Origin of the sequence: Natrinema sp. HArc-T2 (assembly GCF_041821085.1) — an archaeon.
GTDB lineage: Archaea > Halobacteriota > Halobacteria > Halobacteriales > Natrialbaceae > Natrinema.
Genome location: NZ_JBGUAZ010000010.1, coordinates 1 through 26145, shown reverse-complemented (window position 1 = coordinate 26145; position 26145 = coordinate 1). Strand labels below are relative to the sequence as shown.

Here is a 26145-nt window from a genome sequence, read left to right as displayed (position 1 = left end):
GGCGACCGACCAGCTGCTGATGCATCTCTGCGATCGTTACTGGGTCGATGCGGTCGCTGATCAGAGAGTGCTTCTGCGACTCTCAAGAATGGGGTGTGGTGAAAAGGAGGGCGTCGCGTTCGTTCAGGGGCCTTCGTCCGTTCGGATACGAAGGTCCGATCGCGGCTTTGCGATACAGGTCAGGGCATAGCCTTCCTCTTTTTCGCTGTCGGACAGGAACATCCCTTCCGTCTGATCGACCTCACCGTCTTCGACGATCATGGCAGAGCAGACCCCGCAAACGCCCATCCGACACTGGTAGGGGGGAGTCAGTCCGGCTTCTTCCGCTGCTTCGAGGATCGGCTTATTCGCTGGTACTTCGATCGTCTGTCCCTCGTCGACGAACTCCACAGTATAACTTTCGACCATTGCTCACTGCTCCTGATCGATGGACCGTTCGAAGACATGCTCGACCGGTTCGAAGTCGTTCGCCTCGTAGAACGCTTCGGAAGAGTCGTCGCCGTGGATGACATCGACGCGGTAGAAGTCGATATCCTTCGACGACTGCGTGAACCAGTCATGAACTTCGTCCAGCAACGCAGCCCCGACACCGTTGCCGCGATGGGCTTCCTCGACGAAGTGGCCGTTGATGTATCCGTGGTCCTGCAGCCGGAAAATCGGGTGATTGCCCATGATACGCGCCTCGAGCACGCCGACGAGGTCACCGGACTCCTCATGTTCCGCGACGATGACAGTCCCGTATTTCGAGTCGACGAGCTGGTTTTCGAAGTACTGGAGCCACCGATCGTTGGCGGTTTCTTTGTGTTCGTATCGCTCATCGTGCTCTGAGAGATGGCTCGTAAATCCGTGCCATAGTTCCAGCAGTTCGGTGCCGTCGTCTGGGTTCGCCTGTCGTATCTGGTACGTCATGTACTACCGTCAGGGTCGGACTATTAAAAAATGCACTGGTAAGTCGAACCATTTTGTCAATAGTTTACCTACTCATAGCTGATATTTCTGCCGAGAATGACGGCGGTCAGCGAGGCTATTTTCCCGGAGAAACCCGTACGAGACATCAATTTAGCTGTACTCAAGCGATTTGGAGTCGCGGTGTTGCATGCGGACATGTCTCGGCTGCACTGTTGACGACATCGTGGGAGGAACTACAGCATCACGCGGCGCGGGCGACGCCGCGCGCGCGGACACGATCCACTACGATTGGGGGCGATTGGTGGCCATTGCCCGGTGATCAACCGGTCGTCTGTGGGTGATGTGGCCCTCGATTCCGCCAACAGTATAACCACCAGTGATGAAAACAGTAGATACACAAAGCGTATACAGGAAACAATTATATCCCTGGGATTGAAAGGGTCTAATGGAAGATCAGCGCTATGGCAACAGACAAGCAATTCAAAAAAGAGCTGCAGAACGGGCGAATGATCGAATCGACCGAGGAGATGACTGATGGGTACAAGAAGGCCCTCAAGCAGATCCTGCTGGTCTCGGGCGATACGGAACTGATGAGCGCACCCGCGTACTACGACCAGTCGCTCAACGCGCCGTCGCTCGACGCACGCGCATCGTGTATCAGCGTCATCCAGGACGAGCTCGGCCACGGTCACATCGCCTATCGCCTGCTCGAGGACCTGGGCGAAGACCGTGAGGAGCTCATCTACGGGCGCGAACCCCACGAGTTCCGCAACACCTACGGGTTCGACCAGCACATCGACAACTTCGCAGAGCTCGTGACGGCACACGGCCTGTTCGACCGAGCAGGGATCACTCTATTGGGCGACGTTCACGAGAATACCTCGTACGCGCCATGGAAACGCGCGCTCACGAAGGTCAGCAAGGAAGAGCAGTTCCACCTCCGCCATGGCGAGACGTGGATGCGCCGCCTCGCAAACAACAGCGAAAAGACCCGAGAGATGCTGCAGGACGCCGTCGACTGGATGTTCCCCATCGGCGTCGAATGGTTCGGCCTCCCGGACGACAAAAAGAAACACGACGAACAACTCGAGTACCGTATCAAGGGTAAGTCCAACGACGAGCTCCGACAGGACTGGCTCAGCCGATCGATGCCGTTCCTGACCGAACTCGATCTCGACGTCCCAGCTCACTACGACGAGGAGCAAGAGAAATACGTCCTCGAGTACGACATGCCGATCGCGTTCGACGCGGACAACAAGGAGTGGCGCTACGACGAGCAGATCTCGTGGGACGACGTCATCGATCGCTGGCGCGGTCGCGGACCGGCCAACGAGAAGTACGTCAACCTGATCCAATCCGGTACCGTCGAAGTCGAGGTCTAACATGTCAAGCGCACAGCGAAACACCAGCACAGCGGACGTGTCCGAAACTAGTGAGTTCGTCGAGCAGCGACGCGCCGACTCGACGCCGTTCGAGCGGGAACTCTGGGACATCATCGACGAGATCCCCGATCCACACATCCCGGTCAGCATCGTCGAGATGGCGATGATCTACGACGTCCGAAACAACGATGGACACGTGACCGTCGAGATGAGTTTCCCCTGCATGGGCTGTCCGGCGTACGACATGATCCACAACGATATCCGGAGCTGTCTGTCGGTGATCGACGGCGTCGACGAGGTCGAGATCGACGTGGTCTGGGATCCCGTCTGGACGAAGGACATGCTCACCGAATCGGTTCGCAAAAAAATGCACGAGGCAGGCATCAGCCTGTAACACAGACCAATGAAATACGAAGTCTTCGCACGACTCAACGCCGGTGACCAGACGACCTACATCGGTAACGTCACCGCACAGAGCGACAAACTCGCACAGATGTACGCACACAATACGTTCGATGAAGAAGACTGGGATTACCTTGCTGTCGTCAGAGAGAACGACGTCCACGAAGTAAATCCTGACGCACAACCCACGCCCGAGGTGGCTCCCAATGAGTGACTGGCCCGACCAAGCGGTCGACTACGTGCAGGCGATCCACGACACGAAACTCGTCCTCGGCTTCCGATACGGCCAATGGAGTCTCGCAGGTCCTACGCTCGAGGACGACATCGGTGGCTCGAGTGCTGCACAGGAAGAAATCGGCCACGTCCGGCAACTGGCCAACGAACTGGAAGCGCAGGGCCGCGACGACGACTGGCTGAAAGGACAGCGCGACCCGGACGAATTCGCAAACGCCGCGTCTATCGATCAGATCGATGGCGAGTGGACCTCGTACATCGCCTCGATTGCGCCCGCAGATCGCGCCGCATGGTATCTGCTCGACGCGATCGATCAGGACGATCTGGACGGCCTGATCACCAAGATGGGTGAAGACGAGTACTTCCATCTCGAGTATCACGATGCGCGCCTCGAAACCCTCGCTGACGAGGACCCCGAGACGATCCAGCAGACCCTCGAAAAGACGCTGCCACAGGCACTGGCCTTCATCGGGCCGGCAGCATACGACGACGCGGAGGATCCACTGCTCGAGGCTGGCTTTACGGATCGATCGATCGCCGACATCCGTGAGTCGTTCATCGAGCACTACCAGAACCTGTTCGCGGACACGGCTGTCTCGCTCGACGCTGTCGACTGGGACGCACCCGCGTCCGAGGAGTGGGACGAAACGCGACGACGAGTTGACAGCGGGTCGATCAGTGAGACGGAACTCAAACAGATCCGAGGCGAGGAGAACGAACTGTTCGCACTGAACTGATCACCATGAACGACCAGCTCTCGGAGCCAACCGTGGTGTGTCCGTTCTGTGAGTCAGCGGACACCGAACAGGAATCCGCCTTCGGAAGCGAGATTTCGAAGACGCAGTACTACTGCCACGGCTGCAACACCGTGTTCGAACGGATCAAATACGACGGCTCGAGTCCGGACACCGGTCGATAGGTAGCTCAGTCGACTGATAAACCGTCCTCGGTACCCGTAGCATTTGCTATCCTCAGCGTTTCTCGCTTGCATATTGGACCTTCGTTAGAAAGATTTATATATGGTTGGTGCGATTGGTGTTTTGTATGCAACTCCAATCGTTCGACGAGCTTGAACTGGAGTACTTCACAACGGAAGTAACCGACCACGTTGGTGTGCTCCGTCTCAACCGACCACCGGCAAACGCACACGACATTGACGTCCTGCTCGAGCTGCAGCGTGCTGTCGAGTCCATCCGATTCGACGAGAACGTCCGCGCTGTGCTCTTCGGAAGCGAGAACGAGAAGTTCTTCTCGACCGGCTTCGACATCCAGGAGCTGGCCGAGGAGTCCGGCCGCCAGGTCGGCTACGCGAGCCAGACGAGCAAGGAAGTCATGATGAAGATCCGCTCGACCGACACGATCTTCATCGCGATGGTCAACGGTCACTGTATGGGTGGTGGCCTCGAGCTTGCACTCGCCTGTGACTTCCGCTACGTCGGCAACGACGACGGCTATAACATCGGAATGCCCGAGATCAGCCTCGGTCTCATCGCTGGCGAGGCGGGGACCCAGCTCCTGCCCCGGTACATCGACCGGTCTGAGGCACTCGAGATGATGCTCACCGGTGAGACGTTCACGCCGGAAGAGGCAACCGAGAAAGGGATCTTCGACAAGATCTTCCCGCCGTCGGAGATCGAAGACGCTGCCTTCGACTTCGCCCGAGAACTCGTCGAAAAGCCGAGCGTCGCGGTCGGCAACAACAAGCTCGCGGTCAACGAAGGCCTCGAGATGCCGCTGCAGGACGCACTGGTCCACGAGCGCGAGCTCCAGAACCGACTGCTCGGCTCCGATGTCGCAGAGGAAGGTGTCTCCGCGTTCCTCGAGGACCGCGAACCGGACTTCCTGGGCGTCGAACTCGGCGACAAGGAACCCGGCGCTGAAGAGTAATACCACGGAAGGTTCTGTCCCCACCCACACCTCTGCGGGTGACTTGTGCCTCGACAGGTACGCTGTCGATATACCGTCGCCCACACACGCTCGCATGCGAGGTGCGACCAGGTGGTTGCGGACTGGTGTTCGACACTACCGTTTCCGCTTTTAAGTCGTTCGTAGCCGTGTGTCTATTCGACGGTTGCTCGTATCTGGGTTAATCGCGTCGAAAAACCGGAATACTACGTGTGCTACGGTGTCAAGGATAGCTCTGCTGGGTACGCGTCAACGCTCGGACGATAGCGAGTCGGTGTTCCCTCGAGACGGTCGACGATCCCCAGTTCGGCGAGCCGCTGCAGATGTGCGGTCGCCTCGCCTGCACCGAATTTCGCGTGGATACCGCGCATCTCTCCGAACAACGCTTGTGCGACGTCCCACGGCGTCTGTGCCGCTGGCTCTGGCGTCGCGAGTGCACGAAAGGCTGCTCTGGCTCGCTCTCGATGGTGACGTTTCACCTCGTCGATCGCGGTCGCGATCTCGAGTGGCGTTCCATGCCCCGGGAGTCCGTCTTTCGGGGCCGAGTCGAGACGGTGAAGCGACGACAGGTAGCGCCCAAGCGGATCCTCGAGTCGCGTATCGCTGCCGCCGACGTTCGGGGTATACGTCGGTAACAACAGATCACCGAGGAATACCGCGTCGCTCGTCCGTAGCGAGCTGTGCCCGCTCGTATGTCCGGGCGTGTGAACGAGTTCGACACCGGCGATAGTCTCGCCGTCGTCGTGTCGAACGACAGGGAACGAGTCGGGCAGCGGCGACGGCGTATCACGATCCAGCACGCCAGTTCGGATCGATTCCGGCACTCCCCACTGCGCGAGTACCTGCCGGTCACGGCGAAGCCGCTGTGGGCGAGCGGTCGCGTACTCGCCGATCAACGGTGCATCGTTCCGGTGGGCGTGTACTGTCGCGTTCGCACGGTCTGCGAGCCGGGCTGTCAGGCCGGCGTGATCGATGTGCCAATGGGTGACGAGGACGTGTTCGACGTCCTCGAGTGCGAGGCCAGCGTCAGTAATCCCGTCTCGAAGAGCGTCCCACGCCGCCTCGGACGGTGGCCCGGGGTCAATGACGACGCCACGGTCCGGAAGGACATATGCGCTATTCGTTCCTTCTGGCGAGCCGTTGCCGACCGGAATTCGGATAGTATCATTCATGGACGTCACCAATTTCCTGCTTGTCGAGGAGTTCACCAAGGCCCAACTCGTTCCACCTGTCGGCAATCGATTCGAGTACGTTCTCCGAAAACGTCGTCTCGAAGGTAACGCGGGGCGCGATGTACTCTTCGTCCCATCGTGGATCCCACGTGGCGTTGATATAGAGCTGCGATCCGTTCTCGTCGGGACGATAGACGGGGGCGGTTGCGCGTGAGGCGTTCGGTTCGCTGAATGTCCAGTCGTTGGCAGGATGGGCTTTGACCCACATATCGTCGAGCGAGCGAGCAAGATTCGTCGGATCCGCCTGTTCGTCTAATACGAGTACTTTGTCGAACAGATCGGAAAACGAAAAGAGCGTGTTCGCCAGTTGCCACTCGAATCCCGCATAGAGAATTTCACTCGAGACGATACAGAAGCCAAGCCGCCCTTCGACCGGGATCTGGATCCATTCGACTGGTGAGGCACCCCAGTAATTGTTGACGCGTCGAAAGAGTTTCGCCGTCTCGACGAGACACAGTAGGTGGAGATCGTCGGTCAGCGGTTCACCGAGTGGTGTAAACGGAACGGTCGGCTGCTCGCGGAGCGCAATCGTGTCGGTTTCGATCGTGATTGTTTCGGTCTCACACGCGAGTTCCCACGCTGCCTTTGTTACGTTGTCATCGGGTTCGGTCTCGGGTCCGATGCTCATGTGGCCGTCGATGCGAACCTCAGCGTCTGCCGGAACGGTCCGCGAGCCGATCGATGTCAGGGAAACGTCTGTCAATCCTGCTGCCAGTTTCGGGACGGCAGGCGTCGTCTGTACCTGTGTCCATCCCTGCAGCGCCGCAATAAGTGGAGCAGCCGAGACGCCGAGCACGACGCTTGCATCTGCCTGTGGCGGACACCACTCCGCGAAGGCTTTCGGAACAGATACTCGAAGCGTTCTGCTTCGCTGGGCTTGTCCCTTGATCGGTGCCCAGGTCGTGATGCCGTCTTTCTCGACGACGAGAAGGCCGAGAGACATGAGCGGCGTTCCGTCGCTGGTCGTCGGCAGACCGAGGCCGTAGAGGTCAGTATCGTTACGAACTGTCGCTTCCGCCTCATCGGTGAACTGATCGTCGATGCTGGCCGAGTTCCACTGTGCTAGCCGCTCGATCAACTCGCTGTACGAACAGTCCGCACCGAGGTCAAGTGCTTGCGTAATTCGTTGCCACGGCTGTTGGTCTTTACTGGCGAACTGGTCAGCACCACCGTAAACGCCACTCGCAAGCCGTACTGCGCCGGATGTGTTCTCGAACAGCGTGACGGGACAGTTATGCTGTATCGCCTCGCTTGCGACCTCGGCAACCATGCCGTCCCAGTGAACGTGTTCCGTAATGGTGATCAGATCGTCCGTTTCGCTGAGTCGATCAAGATGCTGTCGTACTGCTGTCATTGCGCTGAGTCTCCTGGCTCAATAAACGAGAACGTCTCCGACTCGATACCGGCTCGTTTGAGTATTTTTTGCGCCCGATATTTACGCTCCACGTCGTCGGTATCGCGGCTCTCGCGTTCGGACTCCGTACTCGTCGCGTCGATGTACGCTTTCGATGTTTTTGCTTTCGACGTCCCAGTCTGAACGTCGCCCTTCTCGGTCGGCGTTTGATAGATGTTCAGCGGCACTTTCGGCATCGTTTCAACACCGAACTGGTGAAAGTCCGTATCCGGATCCGCATGTAACGCAAGCGCCTCGAGAACTGCTCGCTGATCGAGCGGGTTGACGTCGGCATCGACGAATATGAAGAAGTCGACGTGGAGCATCCCCCATGTCGTGAAGATGAAGTTCGCCATATCGTGGAGATAGCTGGGGTTGGTTTTCTCGGTCGAGATCGCGTACACCGTTCTCGGCGTCGATTTCCACGGTGCACAGCATTCGACGTCGAACCCGGCCGTTCGAAGCCCGAGCGTTGCGTCCGGGCCGACGCAGCCGACCTCCATCGAACTGGTCGTGTTTTCCGTATGTCCGACCCCGACCCCTTCGACACAGAACGGCAGTATCGGATCCGTCTGGTGGGTAATACCCGTCACTCGGAACAGCGGCATCGACCGTCGGGGCCCATTCATATACCCGAAATAGTCGCCAAACGGCCCTTCGTCGCGCCGTTCATCGGGAAGAATCTCACCCTCAATGATAAGTTCTGCCGTCGCTGGAACCAAGAGATCGTTCGTTTCACAGGGAACGAGTTCAACCGGTCCCTGTTTCAACCCGCCCGCGTACTCCGCCTCGTTCCGGCCCGTCGGGATCCACATGACAGACGCATACTGAACGGCAGGTTCGACGCCAACGGCGATCGCGACTGGCATCGGCTCGTTTCGCCGCTCGTACTTGTAATAGTACATATTCGGCGTCTGTTCACCCGCAAGCAAGAGCACGCTGGCCGTCTCGCTATCGTGAATCATCGATCGGTGGTACGACCAGTCGACCCACTCGGAGTCTGGGTCAGGTGCAATAAGCGTATGGAGATTCGAATACCGGCCACCGTCACCCGCGTGAATGTACGGCCAGGGAAAATCCAACAGGTCAACGTCGTCTCCCGTCTGGATGACATCCTTACACGGCGCGTCATCGGCAGCGACCGTGACAGGCTCGACCGGATTTTTCAACCGCTCGATAACCGATTCATAATATTCACGATATGATAGGTCTGTCGGTAATTCCAGTCCGAGCGCGATTCGATCCCATGGCCTGCGCTGTGATCCCCGATACGGATCGCCGATGAGCCGCGCTGCCTCGACGTTTTCGAACAGTGGCACGCTACTGTCTTCTTCGTTTAACAGCATCGTGACAGCACTAGCCTCTAAATTCCATGAGACCGGTTCCGTGATTCGATGTAACTCATCTCGTGTCTCGAGTCGCTGGATGTACTGCCGAAGACTACTGATCGTCATCGGTGATCGTGCAGTTCGTCAGCCAACTCGCTTCGTTCAGACTGCACTTTGAGATCGATGTACTCACTGACGAGGTCCGGGTAGGCCTCGGAGAGATACTCGAGCATAATCGTCCGGCTTGCCTCTGAGACGGAGTTGTACTCCCCTTTCTCCGTGAGGTATTGCAGGAGCGTCTTCACTTCCTTCGACCGGGTATTAATCACGGTTGACTTGTCCTCGAGCGCGTTCATCGTCGACTCTAGAAGTTCGGTATCGATCGGTTCTCCACTGTCAGTCTCGAGAACATCGACGTACCACTCCTCTTCAGTGTCCTCGTGGGGGCCTTTCACGACAGTGAGGGTGTCGGGATCGAGAAGGTTGTCTGGTTCTCGATCGACTCTGGCCCGAATAGTGAAAATTTCTTTCGTTTCTTCATCACTGACCTGTAATTGGATCTCCTCCCCCTCGGGGTTCTCCGGTAAGTTGCTTTCGGATGTGATGTACTTTCCTGCCATACTTGATATCGGATATGGGGGATGCCTCCAAATAAAATCCCCCTCTATCCGATCGGACATGTTTTATATTCATAATTAACTGCAGCCGCGCTCGTTTCGTCCCCATACACGGTTTTCCAGTGTGTCAACTGAATATCACTCTCTTGGACAATGTGGGGGAGACGTCGGTCGCGCGTGAGTCGCAATGGATGAGCACGGACTGATAGCCGGCAATATAAAGTGCTCACACGAGCGAGTTCCTCGTATCGATGCCAGATATGGATAGCGATACGGTCTATCTCGAGGACATCTCCGCCGGAGCGACGATTCACTGCGGCGAGGTGACGGTTTCTGCTGACGAAATCGTCGAGTTTGCCCAGCAGTTCGATCCGCTTCCCATCCATACCGACCCGGAAGCAGCGTCCGAAAGTCGGTACGAGGGCCTCATTGCCAGCGGCTACCATACACTTTCCCTGTCGGTTCGGCTGCTCGTCGAGGAGGTTCGCAGCGACCGGGCCGTCATCGCTGGCATCGGGATCGACAACGTCCGATGGCACGCGCCGGTTCGCCCGGGCGATACGCTCGCCGTCGAGACGACGATCGTCGAGACGCGGCCCTCCGAGAGCGACCCAACGACCGGAATCGTCCACGAGGAGATTTCGGTGCTGAACCAGTCCGGGACCGAAGTGCTCTCGCTCGAGAACCGCGAACTGGTCGAGCGACGCGAGTGAGACAAATATACTAGCAGGCCAATAGGTCCGAGTGACAAATTAAGTGCCTGCCGAAGAAACAAACCGATATGACCGTTGGGTCTGAGACAGCGACACCAGCCTGTACCGCGTGGGACAACGGGGAATGTGAGGGCACGCCGCACTGTCCACCACGATGCCCGCGATTCCGGGATGCAGACGGCGATGCCTTCATCGCTCGCTGCTATCGGTCCAGCGATCGAGAGTCACTACTCACGATGTACGAGGAAATCGACGACTACAACCGAACGATGGGGTTGCCCCCGAAAGGGCGCTCACGACTCGAGACCTGGGTCGATCGGTTAACTACGAACGGATGGAACTTGGTCGTCGTTGCTGATGACCGCATCGTCGGCCACACCGCAGTGGTTCCTGCCGATTCGGACAGTCCTGAGTTCATTATCTTCGTTCATCAGGACTTTCAGAACAGCGGGATCGGCTCTGAACTCATCAAACAGCTGATCGCGTACGCAAAGGACAAGAACCACCAAGCGTTGACGCTCGAGGTAGCCAAGGGAAACAAACAGGCGATCTCAGTGTACCAGAACATCGGCTTCGAAGTGACCAACCGGAAACTCTCGGAACTCGCAATGGCGCTCGAACTCCAGTTGCCGATCGCCGACCAGGTTCAGCGACCACCGGCCAAGCGTGAGTGACCGACGGAAGCTGCCCACGATCACCGTTCGAGAAAGGCGTTCACACCATCCTCGTGTTCCGGCGTGCCGTATGCGAGCGATTGCGTGAGGAGTTCGTGGTCGAGGGCCTCCTGCCAGTACCGTCCCATGTTTTCGTGGATCGCACGCTTTGTCAGTCCGAGCGTTGCCGTCGGTCGCTTGCGGAGCGTCTCGAGGAGGTCATCGACGGTGGCATCAAGGTCGTCGTCCGGGACGGCCTCGTTGATCAGCCCGAGGTCGGCGGCTTCGGCTGCGGAAATGAACTCGGCGGTTAACGCCAGCCGTTTGGCCGTCCGGAGGCCGACAAGCCGGGGAAGCAGGAACGTTCCGCCGGTATCTGGAACGAGACCCACTCGTGCGAACGCACAGCTAAACGACGCGGAGTCAGCGGCGTAGGCGAAATCGCTCACGGCAGTGACGGCGAGTCCGGCACCGACGGCATCGCCGTTTACCTTTGCGACGATCGGCACGTCCGACGTGAGGGCTGTCTCGACGACTCGTCCGAGCGTCTCGCGTGTCCGGTCGAAGGACTCCTTCGGCGTCTCATCGCGTTCGGCCATCGCCTCGAGATCGCCACCAGCGCTGAACGCCTCGCCCTCGCCAGTGAGAACGATCGCATCGTGCTGGTCTGCATCGACGCCTTCGATGGCCTGTGCGAGCGCTTTGGCTGCATCGGCGGTAAACGCATTCAACGATTCGGGCCGGTCGAACGTGACCGTCCGTACGCCGTTCTGATCTTCGACGTTCATACGGCATCCTGTCGTCCGCGGCTGTTAAATTTTGCTAGACTCAACACTCTCACGTATCACGTCGGCACGACTCGGCCCGTCCCCGCTCGAGTCAGAAAGCGTTTATTCGACCGACTCGTGGTTGGGACCGTGACACAGACGCGCGACCACGTCTGCTGGGTCGACCTCTCGGCGCGGACGGTTCGTCACGAACGCGTCCCGGAGCGGTGGCGACGGCAGTTTCTCGGCGGCAAGGGGCTCGGTGCTCGCTATCTCTACGAGGAACTCGAGGCAAACGTCGATCCGTTGGGGCCCGACAACGTCCTCGGCTTCATGCTCGGGCCGCTGTCGGGCTATCTGCCCGGCGAAACGCGATACGCTGCGGTCACGAAATCGCCGCTCACTGGTGGCTTTCTCGACTCCTACGCTGGCGGCCAGTTCCCTGCCCGTCTCGCGGGTGCGCTTCCGAACTGTCTCGGCCTGTTCGTGACGGGACGTGCAGACGTTCCGACCGTGATCCAGATCGATGACGGAGAAGTCACGCTTGAGACGGCTGCCGACCTCGCCGGGGCTACGACCGACGCCGTCGCGGATGCATTTCCCGACGCCGCGGTCGCGTGTATCGGTCCCGCGGGTGAAGCGATGGTCAGGTACGCGTCGATCGCATCCGACGGCGGCGATCACCACGCAGGTCGCGGCGGCGCGGGTGCGGTGATGGGCGCAAAACGACTCAAGGCGATCGCCGTCCGTGGGGACGAACTCGAGCCGACCGGCGAACTTGCGAAGCTCCACCGGACGTACGCCGAGGCCTATCAGGAACACGATACCGGCCAGTGGTTACACGCGGGCGCGACGATCGAGAGTCTCGATTTCGCCGACGAGACCGGGCTGCTCGCGACGCGAGGGTGGCAGGAGACGACGTTCGGCGAGAGCGACGCGATCGGCGTCGAAGCCGCCAAAGCGTCTGCCGTCGAGCGAGAGTATCCCGACGGAGACTATCCCGGCGGTTTTCGCATCGAAACCGAGGACGGCGAGACCGTCCCGCGCGGTGCGACTGCGATGACGCTAGGTGCCGGGCTTGGGATCGATGATTTCGACGACGTCGCAACACTTGGTGCGTGCTGTGACCGGCTCGGACTGGACGTTATCAGTGCCGGAAACGCGGTTGCATGGGCGATCCGCGCTGCCGACGCGGGACATATCGATCTCGAGGTCTCCTTTGGCGACGCCGACGCCGCCGCGGAACTGATCAAACGGATCGCGACTCGAGAGGGGACGGTCGCGGACGCGTTAGCCGACGGCGTCGCTGTTGCCGCCGATCGATACGGTGGCGAGGCGTTCGTGCCGACCGTGAAGTCGATGGCCGTGCCGTCGTACGATCCGCGACAGGCTGGCAGCATGGCGCTTGCGTACGCGACGAGCGATCGTGGTGCCTGCCACCGCCGTGCACGTCCCTTCGAGCGCGAAGTCTTCGACGAAGAGTGGTCGCTCCAGACGCAGGTTCGTGCGGTCGTCACCGCACAGAACGTTCGCTCGGTCCTCTGGAGTCTGCCGACGGACGACTTCCTTGGCGAGGTGTTCGATGATTTAGGGGCAGAGTGGCTGGCTGCGCTCGGTCGATCGTACGACTCGAGCGACCTCTATCGACTTGGCGAACGAGTCTGGACGCTTGTTCGACTATTCAATGTTCGAGAGGGGTTCGAGAGAGCAGACGACAGTCTTCCGTCAGTGTTCCGGAAATCACTCCCTGGCGCGCATGGACGCGATAGTGCCATCGATCCGGACGACTTCGAGCGAGCGCTCGAGCGCTACTATGCGACCAGAGGCTGGGGACCGAATGGTCGGCCACTCGCCGAAACGCTCGTCCGACTCGATCTCGATGATATCGTCGACGACGAGACGCCGCTCGATACTCCACCAACGGGCGAGACGTAGACGACACCCACGAGTCGTAGCCACGACGGCTGAGCCGTGGTTGCCTGGGTCAGACTATCGGAGCTGCATTTGTTCGGCGCGTTCAGCTGCGAGCTCGGTGAGCTCGTCGACGGAGCTGTCGGAGCGGTCCGCGAGCACGCGGAGCATCATGCCGAGCTGGATTGCAGCCGCCTCTCGGAGCTCCGTCGCTTCCTCAGTGTCGTTCCCGAAGTAGTACTCGTGGCGACCGTCTTCGTGTACGAGCCCCGTGTATACCGACATGAGATCGTCATCGTCGATTGCGTCGGCGGCCTGTGCTCGAAGGTCCTCGAACTGCGGGTTCGTCATCGTTCAAGCGAAGCGGTCGACGCGTCCTCAACGCTTCGATACCGGATTCTCACTGGCCCGCTGGTGCGTGTTCTGAAGCGAAGACGTTACATGGTCGACCACGGAGAACGAACGTATGGCAAAACCCCGATCGATCGTACTCGGTATCGTCGTACTGGTGCTTGTGGTCGTGCTTGGGCGGCAAGCCCGCCGAAATGAACCCCAGCTCGAGCCGCCGTTTTGAACTCTCGTCGATCGTCGACAGGACGGACGTCCACCGCAGTGTGATATTCGGGTAGTTTTTAGTACCACACTCCAAACGATGGACATCGATGACGGATGTTACAGGTACCGTTGACCGCTCGCCGGTCGTTCGCATCTCGGCGGACGTGACGGCGGATCGTGGCGATCGGGTCTACGCTGCTGCCCGCGATGCCACGGATTCCGTGCCAATCGTCCGAACAGGACCGACCGGCAGCAGAAAACTCGAGCCGCTGGTCCTCGCGACCGACGGTGGACGAACCGCCTTCTTCTACTCGGCGTCGTCGTCCGACGCACGTGAGCTCGCCACCGAACTGGAATCAGGAACGTTCCCGACGTCCCACGCCGATGCGGTCGTCGAACACGACCCGGATACGCCGTCGCTCCCGGTTCCGGAAACCGGTCCGCTGTCCGTCGGCCACCGACGCGTCCTCGGCCCGTGTGGCTGGATCGATCCACTTGAGCCGGCCGACTACGCGCTTTGTTCGACCGAGCAACAAGATGTGAGTGTCGCCGCACAGACGGGGGTACTCGCCCGCGGCAGGGGAGACGCCGTCGCGGACCAGCCCGCTGCCAACGCATGGACGACGGCTCGTGACACCGACGGTGATCCCGTCGTCGTCGTCAACGCACACGAGACTGACGACCGCCAGCAGGCAGACCGGACGCTGCTCGCCAGCGCACCGATCGCGGTCCTCGATGGCGTCGCGGCGGTCGCGTCGTTCGTCGGTGCCGAGGACGCAGTGATCTACCTGAACGAGCGCGAGACGGCACTGCAGCAACACGTCAGACAGGCCGTCGACGCGGTCAAAGACGTGTTGCCCGTCGTCCCAGATGTCGTCGCCGGCCCCGACGAGTACCGCGCTGGGTCGCCGACGGCCGCGCTCGAGGCGATGGAAGGGGCAGATCGGATCGAGCCGCGTCTGCAACCGCCGACGCCGGCCCAATACGGCCTCTACGGTCGTCCGACGGTCGTACACACGCCCCGGACGGTCGCACAGCTCCAGCGAGCGATGCGGTCCCCACCGTCGTTCGACGCGGACGCGCCGGATCCGGGGACACGGCTCGTGACCGTCACTGGCGATGTCGACGTGCCGGCGGTCGTCGAACTAGACGCCGGGACGGAACTCGCGGTGGCTCGCGATGCCGTCTCGATGGACGGTTCGTTCAAAATGGCGTGTGTCGGCGGCGTCTTCGGTGGCATAACGACCGAACTGGATCTCGCCCCGACCGCACAGTCGCTTACCGCTGCTGGTCTCGGAACGGACGGCGTTGTCGAACTGTTGAACGACGACCGCTGTGCGGTCGCGACCGCCGGCGAGCGAGCGCGCTTTGCCTCCCAAGCGAACAGCGGTCGATGCGTTCCGGGACGAGAAGGAACGAAACAGCTCACCGAACTGCTTCGCGAACTCTACCAGGGCTCGTTCAGAAGCGATGATATCCGTGAACTGGGGCGGGTCATGACTCGCTCGAGTAATTGCCAGATCGGAGAATATGCACCGCGGCCCGTGGTAACGGCGATAGACGAATTCGAACCGGAATTTCGCGTTCACGCTGATGGACAGTGTCCGAGCGGAACGTGTTCGACCCAACTATGAGTACAGACGAGCCACTGCCGCACGTACCGGCGATCGACGACACACAGGAACAGACGCCAGTGACAGCCGACTTCGAGACCGGCACTGCGAACGACCCGCCTGTCGGCACAGCCGGCGACCATCCAACGACCCTCTCGATTAATGGGACGACGGTCACCGTTCCGCCAGACTCGACCGTCATCGACGCGATGGACGCTGTCGATGACGAGACGGTAACCGTCCAGCACGGTGCCGACGGCCTCGAGGACGACGCCGACGTGCCCGCGCTGTGTCACTACGATCGGGATGGCGACGCGAGTGACAAGATCGGGCCGCGAAGCGAGTGTCGGACCTGTATGGTCGAAACCGAGGAACACGGCCTCGTTCCGTCCTGTTCGTTCCCCGCAGAGGAGGGACTGACGGTCAAAACCGACACGCCGGACGCCGCGGAGAGCCGGAGCGTCAACCTGGATCTCGTCCTCTCGAATCACAACCTCCGCTGTACGACCTGTAACGGAAACGGTCGGTGTGAACTGCAAGACGCCGCGATCAGCGAGGGTGTCGATCACCCACGCTATGGTGTCTTCGCGGACCGCGACGAGTACGAACCGCTCGACGACACCTCGTCGTTCATCCAGATCGATCGCAACAAGTGTATTCTCTGTAACCGCTGTGTCGAGGGCTGTAACGACGTCCAGGTCGAGGGCGTCCTCCGGATCGAGGGCCACGGCGAGGACACCCGGATCGGCTTCCAGTCGGACGCAGAGACGATGGCCGAGTCGGACTGTGTCTCCTGTGGACACTGTGCGACGGTCTGTCCGACCGGCGCACTCACCGAAAAGGGAATCGGCGGTGCCGGTACGCTGCCGCTTCCGGGATTCACTCAGCGCAACTCGATCGGGAAGGTCATCGAAACCGACGCCGTCGAAACGCTCGACGAGACGTCCGCACCCAATCGGCCTCCCGATCCCGGTTGCGCCGATTCCTCCGACGCGACCGACACCGACAGCAACGAGGAGGCGAGAGTCGCACGCTTCATGGAGAGCGCCAAGAACCGTGCGGCGCAACTGGCAAGCGAGTACGGTCGGAAAGCGATCGTCGCCGGCGAACACACCGCCGAGAGCATCGCGATGAACACACTTCCCGAAGGGCGACTCTTCGATATCGCCGATTTCGTCAGCGACGTGCGCCTCGACAGGATCGACACTGCCGAAACGACGTGTGGGTTCTGTGCAGTCGGCTGTCGCTTCGAGATGTGGGGGAAAGACGGCGACACGATCGGCGTCGAGCCGGTCGACGAGCCGTCCGCAGCACCCGCAAACAATTTCTCGACCTGCGTCAAAGGAAAGTTCGGCCACGAGTTCGCAAACAGCGACAAACGACTTACGGAACCGCTCGTCCGAACCGGCTCCGGCGAATTCGAGCCCGTCTCGTGGGACGAGGCCCTCGAGTACGTCGCAGAGAACCTTCGTGAGATACAGGACGAACACGGCGTCGACGCGGTCAGTTGTCTCGCGTCGTCGAAGGGAACGAACGAGGAGGCGTATCTCGTCCAGAAGTTCGCCCGGCAGGTCCTAGGGACGAAGAACATCGACAACTGCGCGCGTCTCTGTCACTCGTCGACGGTCGCGGCCCTCCAGCAGACGCTTGGCTACGGTGCGATGACAAACCGCATCAACGAAGATGTCGGCGAGGCAGACGCCTACCTCATCACTGGCTCGAACACGACCGAGAGCCACCCGGTGCTGGCAACGCGCATCAAACAGAACGTCCGTGACGGTGCCGACCTGATGGTGTTCGATCCGCGAAGGATCGGCATCGCCGAACACGCCGACCAGTACACTCGAACCAAACCGGGCTACGACGTGGCCTGGATCAACGGACTGATTCGGTACATCATCGAACACGACCTCCACGACGAGGCGTTCATCGAGCGCAATACCACCGGTTTCGACGACCTCCGTGAGAAGGTCCAACCGTACACACCCGAACGGGTCGAGGAGGTTGCCGGTGTCCCGGCAGCCGATCTTGAGTCGGCCGCCGAAACCCTCGCTGCGGCCGATACCGTCGTCTTCGGCTGGGCAATGGGCATGACTCAGTCCAGTCACGGCACGCAGAACATCCTCGCGCTTGCAAACCTCGCGCTCGTGCTGGGTCAGCTCGGAAAACCGGGGGCTGGCCTTTCCCCGTTCCGCGGCCAGAACAACGTGCAGGGCGGTGGCGGCGACATGGGGACGCTCCCCGGCAGTCTGCCCGGCTATCAGGATCCAGCCGACGAGGACGTGCAGGCAAAATTCGCGGACGCGTGGGGCGAGCAGCCACCCGCCGAACCTGGGCTCAAAGTGCCCGAGATGTTCAGCGAGGCCCACGAAGGCAATCTGCGGGGCATGTATATCGTCGGCGAGAACCCCGCCCTCTCCGAACCCGACATCGAACACGCTCGCGAGGCTCTCGAGGCGCTTGACTTCCTCGTCGTCCAGGACATCTTCATGACCGAGACGGCAGAGCACGCGGACGTAATCCTCCCTGCAGCCACATCACCGGAGAAACACGGCACGTTCACCAACACGGAACGTCGTATCCAGCGTGTTCGCCCGACGGCTACCCCGCCTGGAAACGCCCGCCAGGACTGGGAGATCACTCAGGAGTTAGCGAACCGTCTGGGATACGACTGGAGCTACGACCACCCCCGGGAGATAATGGCCGAGATCAGTGACGTGACGACGATCTACGGCGGCGTCAGCTACGAGCGCCTCGAGGCAGGCGACCAACACGGGCTTCAGTGGCCCTGTCCGACCGATGACCACCCCGGGACGCCGTATCTGTACGACTACGAGGAGGGTAACTTCAACTTCGACGATGGGCGCGCCCGATTCGTCCCGGCAGACAGCGGGCAACCTGGAGAGATTCCAGATGAGGAGTACCCACTCACACTCACGTCGGGTCGGGTCCTCTATCACTGGCACACTGGCCAGCTCACCCGCCGTGTCGAAGGGCTCATGAGCCACGTCGGCGAGAGTTTCGTCGAAATCCATCCGCACCTGGCTGATCGCCTCGAGATCGACGACGGGGACTACGTTCACGTTGAGTCCCGACGCGGTGAGATCGTAGTCAGAGCACAGCTCACCGATCGCGTCGACGCGGGAACGCTGTTCATCCCGATGCACTTCGCCGCCGGCGCGGTCAACACGCTCACACAGGAGACGTTCGATCCACAGTCGGGCATCCCTGAGTACAAGGTCACGAGTGTCCGCGTCACACCGCTTGGTTCGGAGACCGACGCCGAGGTGCTTCAAGCGCCAGCCGTCAGGGCACGTCGTGATGGCGCCGCTTCCGACGACTGATACGGTCTGCTGTCAGTCAGTGCCGGCGCAACCGCGACCGCCCTGCGGTTGTACCGGTACATCGTTACAGCAAATCGTATGAGCCCGTTCGCGAAAGCGTGACTAACTGAGCGGCGTCGTTATCGAAGGATAGAGTGCCGGCAGTCGCTAGAATTTGTACCCCCGACTCCGGTATGAGGCAACGCGCGTCCCCGCTTCTGTCTCGATCGTGACCGTTATTTCCGCCGTCTTCCTGCTTTCGTGTGGCACCGTCGCAGTCGCGACGACCGTCTCACCGACGTCCACTGCCTCGAGGAAGGACACGTTCGCCTCGAGTGCGATGCTGGCGTCGTTCCCGATACGGGAAGAAAGCGCTGCCCCGGCTGCTGCGTCTGCAAGCGCGAAGACAGCACCGCCGTGGAGGACGCCGGCAAAGTTCAAATGCGATTCCGTAACCGGCATCCGCGCCGTGGCTTCACCGTCTTCGATTTCGTCGAACGTGATCCCGAGATGGTCACAGAACGGATCGTCGAACGATTCGTCCCCGTTCGATTCTTCGTCAGCAGTCATATGAGCGAAAGGTCATTGTTGCATAAAAAGCCGTGCGACTCGGGTAGTGAGCTTTACCCAAATGTCTCCACTGCTGGCTTCCGCGCAGTGAACTCGTCGATCGAACGTAGTATTGTTTGCCGTTTTCCGTAATGTAGTAATACTCGACTGAATAGGGACGTGGTGTGCAAACGATTAGCGATACCGACGTCCGATTCGGAGAGCTCGCCGGACCGCTCGTTCACGGCTCAGTCCTTTTCGACTGGCAGCTGATTTCGACACAGGAGGTAGCCGCCGCCTTCGGCTACTCGTTCGAAGAGATCCTCGCCGAGGACGGTATTCCCTACGCGCCGGTCGTGGTCGATACCACTGTTCACCGATATCCCGCACTCGGAGACACGATCACCGTCGAGACGGTCCCGATCGGCGTCGGGGACTCAAGCGTCGAACTCCTATACGAAGTTCTCGACGACGACGGGGAGCGTCTCGCGACGGCGCGAATGACCCACGTGACGATCGCACCGACCGGCGCTGCACGTCCGTTACCCGAACAGGTGCAGTCGGCGTTCGCGGACGCGTGTGTCGATCGTGATCCCGAAGTCGGGCCGACGACGGAATCGAACGAGGGTTCGGACCTCCCCTCGTATTCGACATCGGTCCCGATTCGGAGCCCCTACATCGAAGGCGCAGATCTGGCGTACTTCGAAGAGTATCCCCGATTTGCGGGTATTGCTCTCGAAGAGTTCCTCACTGAACAGGGGACGTCCGTCGGCGAACTCGCCGGCGAGAAACAGCCATATCGGCTCCGCGAGTGGGAATGGCAGTTTCAGTCGCCTGTTCACTTCGAAACCGAACTTCACGTCGACTGTAACGTGGTACACGTCGACCGAGAGACGATCCGCGTCAGGCACGAACTAACGAGCGATGGAGCGACGAACATCAGCGGAGTCACGGAATACGGCTGCTTCGATCGAAGCGGGGTACCCGTCCCGTTCGACGACGAAATGATTGCTCCGTTCGAACCATAGCGGGGACCGTTCACTTCACCGACTCGGCTGGTTAGTATCGATATGGTTCAGAGACCATCGAGCTCAGCGACCAATAGCGGTTTATCGGTGGAGAGAGTACAGGCATTCGATAGTATGGCTCGAGGTGTGCCTCAACCTGTAGCGGACCGAATCAAAACGGTCGTCGTTGACCCTGCAACGATCGTTGCGGCGTTCAAACGAAATCGCGACGACGAGACTGAACACCGTCGCCACGTCCTCCGCATTTCACCACCGTTCGAAGGTGACGTGACGGCGCGACACCACGTTCTGGATGACACGGATTCGCCCTCGGACGTTGATTCTACAGCGATCAATCTTCGTCCCGAAGCCTTTGTTGACGTCCGCGGCGATTACGATCGGAATCGAACGCGAATTTCGATTCCGACGCGACAAGAATCACGATCGATCGCTCGCAACGATCACGGTGAGGACGTCGATACAGCTACTGTCAATGAATACCATGACACTGCGATGGAGGCTTGGGAAGAGTGCGTTCGTACGAGTCTGGTCGATGAAGTCCTTCTTCTTCCCAACTCAGACTCTGAAAACGAGGTGTGGGTTGCTGTTCAGTACACCAACGAGTAAGTGATTTAATTTCAGATGCTTCGAAATAGTTGATGTTCAATAAGAATGATGCTCGAGAGTCGATTTGAAGCAATTCCTGTTCACTAATTCGTCCGAGACTGCGTATTACAGGCTTGCTGAGCCCATCAAAGTCTCATCTTCTACACCGTAGAATCTATACAGCGAAATTTAGTTTATTGCCCGTAGAACACTCGAGCCACACGAACGGTGATAGAGGTATAGGACGTATTGGCTAACTACCAGTTTACACAAAACTGAGTTCACTCGTTCTCGAAGACTTCAGACGTCTCCTCTGCCAATTCTTCAGTTTCGATATGGGCGTACATCTGTGAGGTCGTCCGAGGATCAGCGTGGCGCAACACCCGTTGTGCTGCGGCCGCACCGTGCTCGCGATAGATGGCTTCACCGACACCACGCCGTGCGCCGTGGGGCTTCAAGTACTCGCCGTCGATCTCGAGGGCAGCCGCATCACACAGCCGTTTCAGAACTGACCGACCGCCGTTGGTCGATAGCGACGGCGGAACGACCCCATGTTCCCGATGTAACTCGAGTGGCCCACCCACAGACGGATCAGCGTCGTCGGGGAGTGCCCTGTACAACGATGGGGCATGGCTCGTCACGAACACAGGCCACTCGGGCGTCGGCGGCTTGAGCGCTTGTTCCAGCCGCTCGAGCGGTCGATGCACTTGTTTTGGGAGTTGGACCTCCTCGTCTTCGTGCTGGCTTTTGCCGAGCACCTGGAACTGGTTGTTCTCGAGGTCGATGTCGCCCCATCGCAAGCCGTTACGCCGGTCGTCGCGTGGGTCTGAAAGGATTTCCCCGCCACGAGCCCCCGAATAGGCCAGCAGGTAGACGAGCGCACGATCGCGCAGTTCCTCGAGTGCGGCTGAGCCGTTTTCGTCGACGGCCTCGTGGGCACGACGATCGACAAATCGGAGCAACGCCTTCCGATCTTCAGCCGACCAGAACTGTTGATCACCGCTCTTTTTCGCCGGTCGCGGTGGCAGCTCGTCGAGTGCGATCCCTTTCTGGGCGGGATTGTCTTCGAGCCAGTCCCATTTCACGCAGTAAGAGAGAAATGCCGAGACGTAGTCGTAGTACGTCCACGCGGTCGCTGCGGTCTTTGTCTCGTCGTTCGAGAGCGCTTGCGCATACGTTGCCATGTCGCGTTTCGAGACATGTTCGACTGTCCCGGTGCCACGGGCTTCGAGGCGCTGTCGCCAGTCGGTCAAGACGCGCTCGAGGGCATCGCGGTAGTTGCCGGCCTTGTTACCCGACTCGAGGAAGGCGTCGATGGTATCCTCAAGGGCGTGTTCTCCGGGTGTCGCCGTGGAATCGCTGTGATCCATCTGTTCGATTTCCCGTACAGTGTCGGGGTGCATAAATTCACTGTGCATTACTGTACTAATGCACAGTGGCTCGCGAACACACTCATTCGGCTAATTCCAGGCTTCTCGAGTGTTCTACGGTACAGACCGCCACATAGTAAATGGTATGATGATATATTAAAAATCCGTGGCTCGGAAGATGGCACATCGGGACGTTAGCGGGGCAGAAGCGGACGGCTTCAGCCAAGTAGGGTGTTTTCCACGGCTCGAAAGAGCGCCTACAGTCTGAGCTTTGGTTCACATTATTTTTGTATGGTTGAACAACACACCGTTCTGTATAATTAGCACTGTCTCGATAAACCAGTTTGAGAAGCGAGCAGGTCGTAAAGCCATAGTTTGGTCATGCCGTTCGCAGACCTGCTCAGCGAGTGCTATGCGACGGGATTTTATGAATCATGGGAGCATGGGCGGACGGGTGTTTGCTCCGAGAGACACAAGCGATTCTTCGCTTGGTTGGCATGACGGTCTGACACGCACGATGGCGCAGCGATCGCAAAGTAGACCTGCTTAGTAATTGTTGTCGGTGGAGTTACGTTCAATTAGAGTTGATAGATAACTATTCAAGAATCGTGTATGTGAACTGAGACCTTCTCCTTATTATCCAACAGGAGTATTCAATGGTAATGGATTCGCAGGACGAGGAACTCATTCGGCTACTTACAGATACCACGAATCGGGCGGTTTTGACCGCTCTCACTGATGCTTCACACGGACTTTCTGTGTCCGAGATCGCGGAACAACTCGTTTCGGAGGACGACGAGAGCATCGAGCAGACGGTTATCTCGCTCCACCACAACCATCTTCCTCGACTTGACGAGGCAGGGCTAATCAACTACGACCACGACGAAAGCATCGTCACTAGCCAGAACTACTTGACAAGTGACGCCGAGTGGATGGATATAGACGTACTCGACGACCTGCTCTCACAGGTCGGAACAGGTCGCAGAACGGACGAAAGCACCGTTGGACGACTTGAAGGGAGCGAAGAGGTGTACGACTACTGCCGGGGGTTGGCTGATACAGCCGAAGATGAACTGTTTCTGATTTACGCCTCCGACGAACTACTCGATGAAGAGTGTCTCCCCTATGCAAAGAGAGCTATCGAGCGGGGAGTCGAACTCCATGCCGGGACAAAAAGCCGAGAGGCTCGAGAGTTCTTCCGGGAGCGTCTTCCAGCAGCGACGATATGGGATCCCCAAATGGACTGGATGTATGAACAGTCGAGTTATCCCAAAGTAAGTCGGCTGATTGTTGCTGATCGAGCGAAAGTCGTCGTCGGCCTGTGGGATGAAGCTGCTGATGGGACGAGAACGGAGATCGCAATGGTCGGTGAAGGAACGACCAACCCCTTGGTGGTCCTGACCCGTGAGTTGCTCGGACCGCGATTAGATCACCTCGATTACCAGAGTGACGAGTTCCTTGGCAATCTTCCGTTTGAAAGCTGACCATCAATATTTGCTATGAAGCATGAATTCGAGACTTACTTCGCCTGCACCGAATAGCAGTTGCGTATGCTCACTTGTCCCCGAGAATCCCACAGGCATGTTATATTTTTCCACCATAATACAAAATAAAGGCCACATATGTGCGCCATTATAAAATCCTTGTAATATTACCCTGATAGTGTAAACAGAGGAATTTTCACCCTACGGATGAATACCTTCGCTGTCTCCAGTGCCCGAGAGTTTTATCGCCGATATTGTGCTGACTCATCCGAACGCCCCGTTAGCGCCAACACTCGAGGCAGTTCCCCACGCGTCGATCACGGAGGAATCCGTTCGCCCAGCGACGACCGAAGACGTACCGACCGTCCTCTACCGGGTAACGGACGTTGACTTCCACGTATTTGAAACGGAGCTTGCTCGCGACCAGACGGTCGCAGAGTGGACCCAAACGATGGACTTCGGCGATACACGGATGTACCGCGTCCAGTTGAGTCCAGCGACAATACTCGTTTCCCCGACGCTCTCCGAACTCGGTATCCACGTCGTCAACAGCGAAAGCGCCGATCGCGGCTGGCGCTTTCGGTTAGAGACCGGCGAACGAGACCACTTCGGTACGTTATGGGAATATTGCCGCGAGGAGGATATCCAGTTCGAGTTGGAGGTACTCCGGAGTTCCGGAGCACAGCCGATAGATGAACAGGCTGGGATCAAAGCGGCGCTGACTGATCGCCAGCGACAGGTCGCCCGGGTCGCGACCCAGATGGGCTATTACGACAAAGACGGCGCCAGTGCGAAAGATGTCGCTGCTGAGCTTGACATCGCGCCGTCAACGCTATCGTCCCATCTCCGTAGAATCAACGCAACGGTATTCGAGTCCCTGTTCGCGGTCGAATCGGACTGAGACCCGCCGCGGTGCACAGTCGGACGGCGTCCGTTCCTGCTTAAAAGCAGTCAAACTATTCGGCGATATCGTTGAGGAGACATACACCGAACCGAGTTGGTATGGAAGCAGAAATCCAGACAAAATCGTTCCCCACAGCAGAGCCAGACGAGGACCTGAGTATGATGATCATCGAACTGATCTCCGACTTGGAAGGTGTTGATCCAGTAGAGTTGTCTCCACCGCTGTATTCGGTGATCAATCCTGAAGCGCTGGATGCACTCTTTCACTCCGCAAGCAGCGATGCCCCCCAAACATCGGGCCACGTGCAATTCGTGTATTGTGGCTACGAGATCCGCGTTCAGAGCGACGGAGAAATCGCGGTTCTCAATCGCTAATGGATCAGCCACGTACGACTCCATGAGGTGGTGCTACAGCAGGGTGAGTCCTCACTGGCACAGGAAGACATGAGTGTCTGCGAAATGACGCCCCATTCCGGAAATAAATGAATTTTTGATGCCAAAACAATAAGAATGACTTATTTATACAGCCTCTTGGCAAAAACGCCCGACCTAGATGATCAAAACTCTCTAAGAATAATTACAGTTCGTAGACACATGGCGCGCTACTCCGTCACTAGGAGGGGCAAAGTGTGACCGCAACTAAGGTGTCCAACGCGCACGAGGAGGCCCTCGATTCCGCGCAGGGGTGGCTGATCGTCGGACTCGGCATCTGCATTCTCACGGCGATCTGGGGGGCTGTCTTTACCTTCACCGTCTACGCCGATCGCCTCGCCGCGACCTTCAGCCTCTCTGCATTGCAGGTCTCGTCGGTCTTTTCAATCACGACTGCAGTCTTCCTCATGGCCGGTGGCCTTTTCGGCGTGTTCGCCGCTCGATTCCCCCTCCGACCGGTCCTTGCACTGATCGGCATCGGCCTCGTTATTACTACCGCACTCCTGCAGATCGTCAACTCGTATCTCGGTGTCGTTGTCGCGTTTGTACTCCTTGGCACGACCGGAGGAACCGCGTTTACGATCGTCGTTTCGCTTGCACCGCAATGGTTCGATGTCTATCAAGGGCTTGCGACGAGTCTCACGATGACAGGGATCGGTCTCGGCCCGTTAGTGCTGCCGTTCGCATGGCTCTGGCTGTTCGACCAGACCGGTTTCCGATCCGCCTTTGCTGCCGTCGTTGGTGTGACTGCCGTTCTCGTGTTCATCTCGAGTTTCGTCTACCATCGACCGCCGAGAGGTTCGCAGAACGCAACTACAGTTGACGCCGCATGGCTCTACGCGAGGATCAGCGACTTA

27 protein-coding genes and 1 pseudogene are annotated in these 26145 nt (G+C 59.0%); 18 read left to right on the top strand and 10 right to left on the bottom strand.

Going from position 1 to position 26145, the window contains the following annotated elements; translation table 11 throughout:
- Positions 1–123: 123 nt before the first annotated feature.
- Together ACERI1_RS17150 and ACERI1_RS17145 are read right to left on the bottom strand one after the other, a co-directional pair.
- The gene (locus ACERI1_RS17150; RefSeq protein ID WP_373619682.1) at positions 124–408 is read right to left on the bottom strand and encodes a 2Fe-2S iron-sulfur cluster-binding protein; all 285 of its coding nucleotides are present in this window, start codon (positions 406–408) and stop codon (positions 124–126) included.
- Between the two features lie 3 nt (positions 409–411).
- The gene (locus ACERI1_RS17145; RefSeq protein WP_373619681.1) at positions 412–909 is read right to left on the bottom strand and encodes an N-acetyltransferase family protein; all 498 of its coding nucleotides are present in this window, start codon (positions 907–909) and stop codon (positions 412–414) included.
- 461 nt (positions 910–1370) lie between these two features.
- On the opposite strand from ACERI1_RS17145, the gene ACERI1_RS17140 reads away from it, so the two are divergent.
- The 6 genes from ACERI1_RS17140 to ACERI1_RS17115 all read left to right on the top strand — a co-directional run bounded on the left by ACERI1_RS17140 (position 1371) and on the right by ACERI1_RS17115 (position 4814).
- Positions 1371–2291 carry a Phenylacetic acid catabolic protein gene (locus tag ACERI1_RS17140; protein ID WP_373619680.1) on the top strand — a complete coding sequence of 307 codons (921 nt, stop codon included), beginning with the start codon at positions 1371–1373 and terminating at the stop codon, positions 2289–2291.
- Between the two features lies 1 nt (position 2292).
- Entirely contained in the window at positions 2293–2685 is a 393-nt protein-coding gene (locus ACERI1_RS17135; protein WP_373619679.1) for a metal-sulfur cluster assembly factor, read from the top strand.
- Between the two features lie 9 nt (positions 2686–2694).
- Complete coding sequence (locus ACERI1_RS17130; RefSeq protein WP_373619678.1) at positions 2695–2907, top strand: phenylacetic acid degradation PaaB family protein; 213 nt, start codon at positions 2695–2697, stop codon at positions 2905–2907.
- Complete coding sequence (locus ACERI1_RS17125) at positions 2900–3664, top strand: Phenylacetic acid catabolic protein (protein WP_373619677.1); 765 nt, start codon at positions 2900–2902, stop codon at positions 3662–3664. The genes ACERI1_RS17130 and ACERI1_RS17125 overlap by 8 nt, the downstream gene beginning before the upstream one ends.
- 5 nt (positions 3665–3669) lie before the next feature.
- Positions 3670–3846, top strand: a complete 177-nt coding sequence (locus ACERI1_RS17120; RefSeq protein WP_373619676.1) for a hypothetical protein — start codon at positions 3670–3672, stop codon at positions 3844–3846.
- A gap of 125 nt (positions 3847–3971) precedes the next feature.
- Positions 3972–4814: an enoyl-CoA hydratase/isomerase family protein gene (locus ACERI1_RS17115; protein ID WP_373619675.1), complete on the top strand. Its 843-nt coding sequence runs from the start codon at positions 3972–3974 to the stop codon at positions 4812–4814.
- Between the two features lie 233 nt (positions 4815–5047).
- Here ACERI1_RS17115 and ACERI1_RS17110 read toward each other — a convergent pair whose 3' ends face one another.
- The 4 genes from ACERI1_RS17110 to ACERI1_RS17095 are packed head-to-tail and all read right to left on the bottom strand — an operon-like array spanning position 5048 to position 9405.
- Positions 5048–6004, bottom strand: coding sequence for an MBL fold metallo-hydrolase (locus ACERI1_RS17110; protein ID WP_373619674.1), 957 nt, complete (start codon positions 6002–6004; stop codon positions 5048–5050).
- Entirely contained in the window at positions 5997–7418 is a 1422-nt protein-coding gene (locus ACERI1_RS17105) for a UbiD family decarboxylase (protein WP_373619673.1), read from the bottom strand. The genes ACERI1_RS17110 and ACERI1_RS17105 overlap by 8 nt, the downstream gene beginning before the upstream one ends.
- Positions 7415–8911: a UbiD family decarboxylase gene (locus ACERI1_RS17100; RefSeq protein ID WP_373619672.1), complete on the bottom strand. Its 1497-nt coding sequence runs from the start codon at positions 8909–8911 to the stop codon at positions 7415–7417. The genes ACERI1_RS17105 and ACERI1_RS17100 overlap by 4 nt, the downstream gene beginning before the upstream one ends.
- Positions 8908–9405: a hypothetical protein gene (locus ACERI1_RS17095; RefSeq protein WP_373619671.1), complete on the bottom strand. Its 498-nt coding sequence runs from the start codon at positions 9403–9405 to the stop codon at positions 8908–8910. Before ACERI1_RS17095 ends, ACERI1_RS17100 begins: the two co-directional genes overlap by 4 nt.
- A gap of 257 nt (positions 9406–9662) precedes the next feature.
- On the opposite strand from ACERI1_RS17095, the gene ACERI1_RS17090 reads away from it, so the two are divergent.
- Both ACERI1_RS17090 and ACERI1_RS17085 read left to right on the top strand, forming a co-directional pair.
- Positions 9663–10115 (top strand): MaoC family dehydratase, encoded by a 453-nt coding sequence (locus ACERI1_RS17090; RefSeq protein ID WP_373619670.1) that lies wholly within the window; start codon positions 9663–9665, stop codon positions 10113–10115.
- Positions 10116–10183: 68 nt separating this feature from the next.
- Positions 10184–10789 carry an N-acetyltransferase family protein gene (locus ACERI1_RS17085; RefSeq protein ID WP_373619669.1) on the top strand — a complete coding sequence of 202 codons (606 nt, stop codon included), beginning with the start codon at positions 10184–10186 and terminating at the stop codon, positions 10787–10789.
- Positions 10790–10809: 20 nt separating this feature from the next.
- Here ACERI1_RS17085 and ACERI1_RS17080 read toward each other — a convergent pair whose 3' ends face one another.
- Positions 10810–11556, bottom strand: a complete 747-nt coding sequence (locus ACERI1_RS17080; protein WP_373619668.1) for an enoyl-CoA hydratase/isomerase family protein — start codon at positions 11554–11556, stop codon at positions 10810–10812.
- 129 nt (positions 11557–11685) lie between these two features.
- On the opposite strand from ACERI1_RS17080, the gene ACERI1_RS17075 reads away from it, so the two are divergent.
- Positions 11686–13470: an aldehyde ferredoxin oxidoreductase family protein gene (locus ACERI1_RS17075; RefSeq protein ID WP_373619667.1), complete on the top strand. Its 1785-nt coding sequence runs from the start codon at positions 11686–11688 to the stop codon at positions 13468–13470.
- A gap of 54 nt (positions 13471–13524) precedes the next feature.
- Here the strand turns inward: ACERI1_RS17075 and ACERI1_RS17070 are convergent, their stop codons facing one another.
- Positions 13525–13797: a hypothetical protein gene (locus ACERI1_RS17070; RefSeq protein WP_373619666.1), complete on the bottom strand. Its 273-nt coding sequence runs from the start codon at positions 13795–13797 to the stop codon at positions 13525–13527.
- Between the two features lie 311 nt (positions 13798–14108).
- Between ACERI1_RS17070 and ACERI1_RS17065 the strand changes: the two genes are divergently transcribed.
- Complete coding sequence (locus ACERI1_RS17065) at positions 14109–15635, top strand: NADH-ubiquinone oxidoreductase-F iron-sulfur binding region domain-containing protein (RefSeq protein WP_373619665.1); 1527 nt, start codon at positions 14109–14111, stop codon at positions 15633–15635.
- Positions 15632–18958 carry a formate dehydrogenase subunit alpha gene (fdhF, locus tag ACERI1_RS17060; protein ID WP_373619664.1) on the top strand — a complete coding sequence of 1109 codons (3327 nt, stop codon included), beginning with the start codon at positions 15632–15634 and terminating at the stop codon, positions 18956–18958. Before ACERI1_RS17065 ends, fdhF begins: the two co-directional genes overlap by 4 nt.
- Positions 18959–19105: 147 nt before the next feature.
- Here fdhF and ACERI1_RS17055 read toward each other — a convergent pair whose 3' ends face one another.
- Entirely contained in the window at positions 19106–19507 is a 402-nt protein-coding gene (locus ACERI1_RS17055; RefSeq protein ID WP_373619663.1) for a PaaI family thioesterase, read from the bottom strand.
- Between the two features lie 164 nt (positions 19508–19671).
- Here ACERI1_RS17055 and ACERI1_RS17050 point away from each other — a divergent pair, with 164 nt between their 5' ends.
- Positions 19672–20514, top strand: coding sequence for a thioesterase family protein (locus ACERI1_RS17050; RefSeq protein WP_373619662.1), 843 nt, complete (start codon positions 19672–19674; stop codon positions 20512–20514).
- A gap of 126 nt (positions 20515–20640) precedes the next feature.
- Positions 20641–21120 (top strand): hypothetical protein, encoded by a 480-nt coding sequence (locus ACERI1_RS17045; RefSeq protein WP_373619661.1) that lies wholly within the window; start codon positions 20641–20643, stop codon positions 21118–21120.
- 260 nt (positions 21121–21380) lie between these two features.
- Here the strand turns inward: ACERI1_RS17045 and ACERI1_RS17040 are convergent, their stop codons facing one another.
- Positions 21381–22517 carry a tyrosine-type recombinase/integrase gene (locus ACERI1_RS17040; RefSeq protein WP_373619660.1) on the bottom strand — a complete coding sequence of 379 codons (1137 nt, stop codon included), beginning with the start codon at positions 22515–22517 and terminating at the stop codon, positions 21381–21383.
- Between the two features lie 333 nt (positions 22518–22850).
- Here ACERI1_RS17040 and ACERI1_RS17035 point away from each other — a divergent pair.
- From ACERI1_RS17035 to ACERI1_RS17015, 5 genes and pseudogenes are all read left to right on the top strand, one after another.
- Positions 22851–22969: pseudogene (locus ACERI1_RS17035) on the top strand (IS6 family transposase); the annotation flags it as partial.
- A 162-nt stretch (positions 22970–23131) separates the two neighbouring features.
- A complete protein-coding gene (locus ACERI1_RS17030; protein ID WP_373619659.1) occupies positions 23132–23953 on the top strand; it encodes an ArsR family transcriptional regulator in 822 nt (273 codons plus the stop codon).
- 229 nt (positions 23954–24182) lie between these two features.
- On the top strand, positions 24183–24854 hold the full coding sequence (locus tag ACERI1_RS17025) for a helix-turn-helix domain-containing protein (protein ID WP_373619658.1): 672 nt from the start codon (positions 24183–24185) through the stop codon (positions 24852–24854).
- A 101-nt stretch (positions 24855–24955) separates the two neighbouring features.
- On the top strand, positions 24956–25231 hold the full coding sequence (locus tag ACERI1_RS17020) for a HalOD1 output domain-containing protein (protein ID WP_373619657.1): 276 nt from the start codon (positions 24956–24958) through the stop codon (positions 25229–25231).
- Between the two features lie 254 nt (positions 25232–25485).
- A partial coding sequence (locus ACERI1_RS17015; RefSeq protein ID WP_373619656.1) for an MFS transporter occupies positions 25486–26145 on the top strand: 660 nt, incomplete at its 3' end.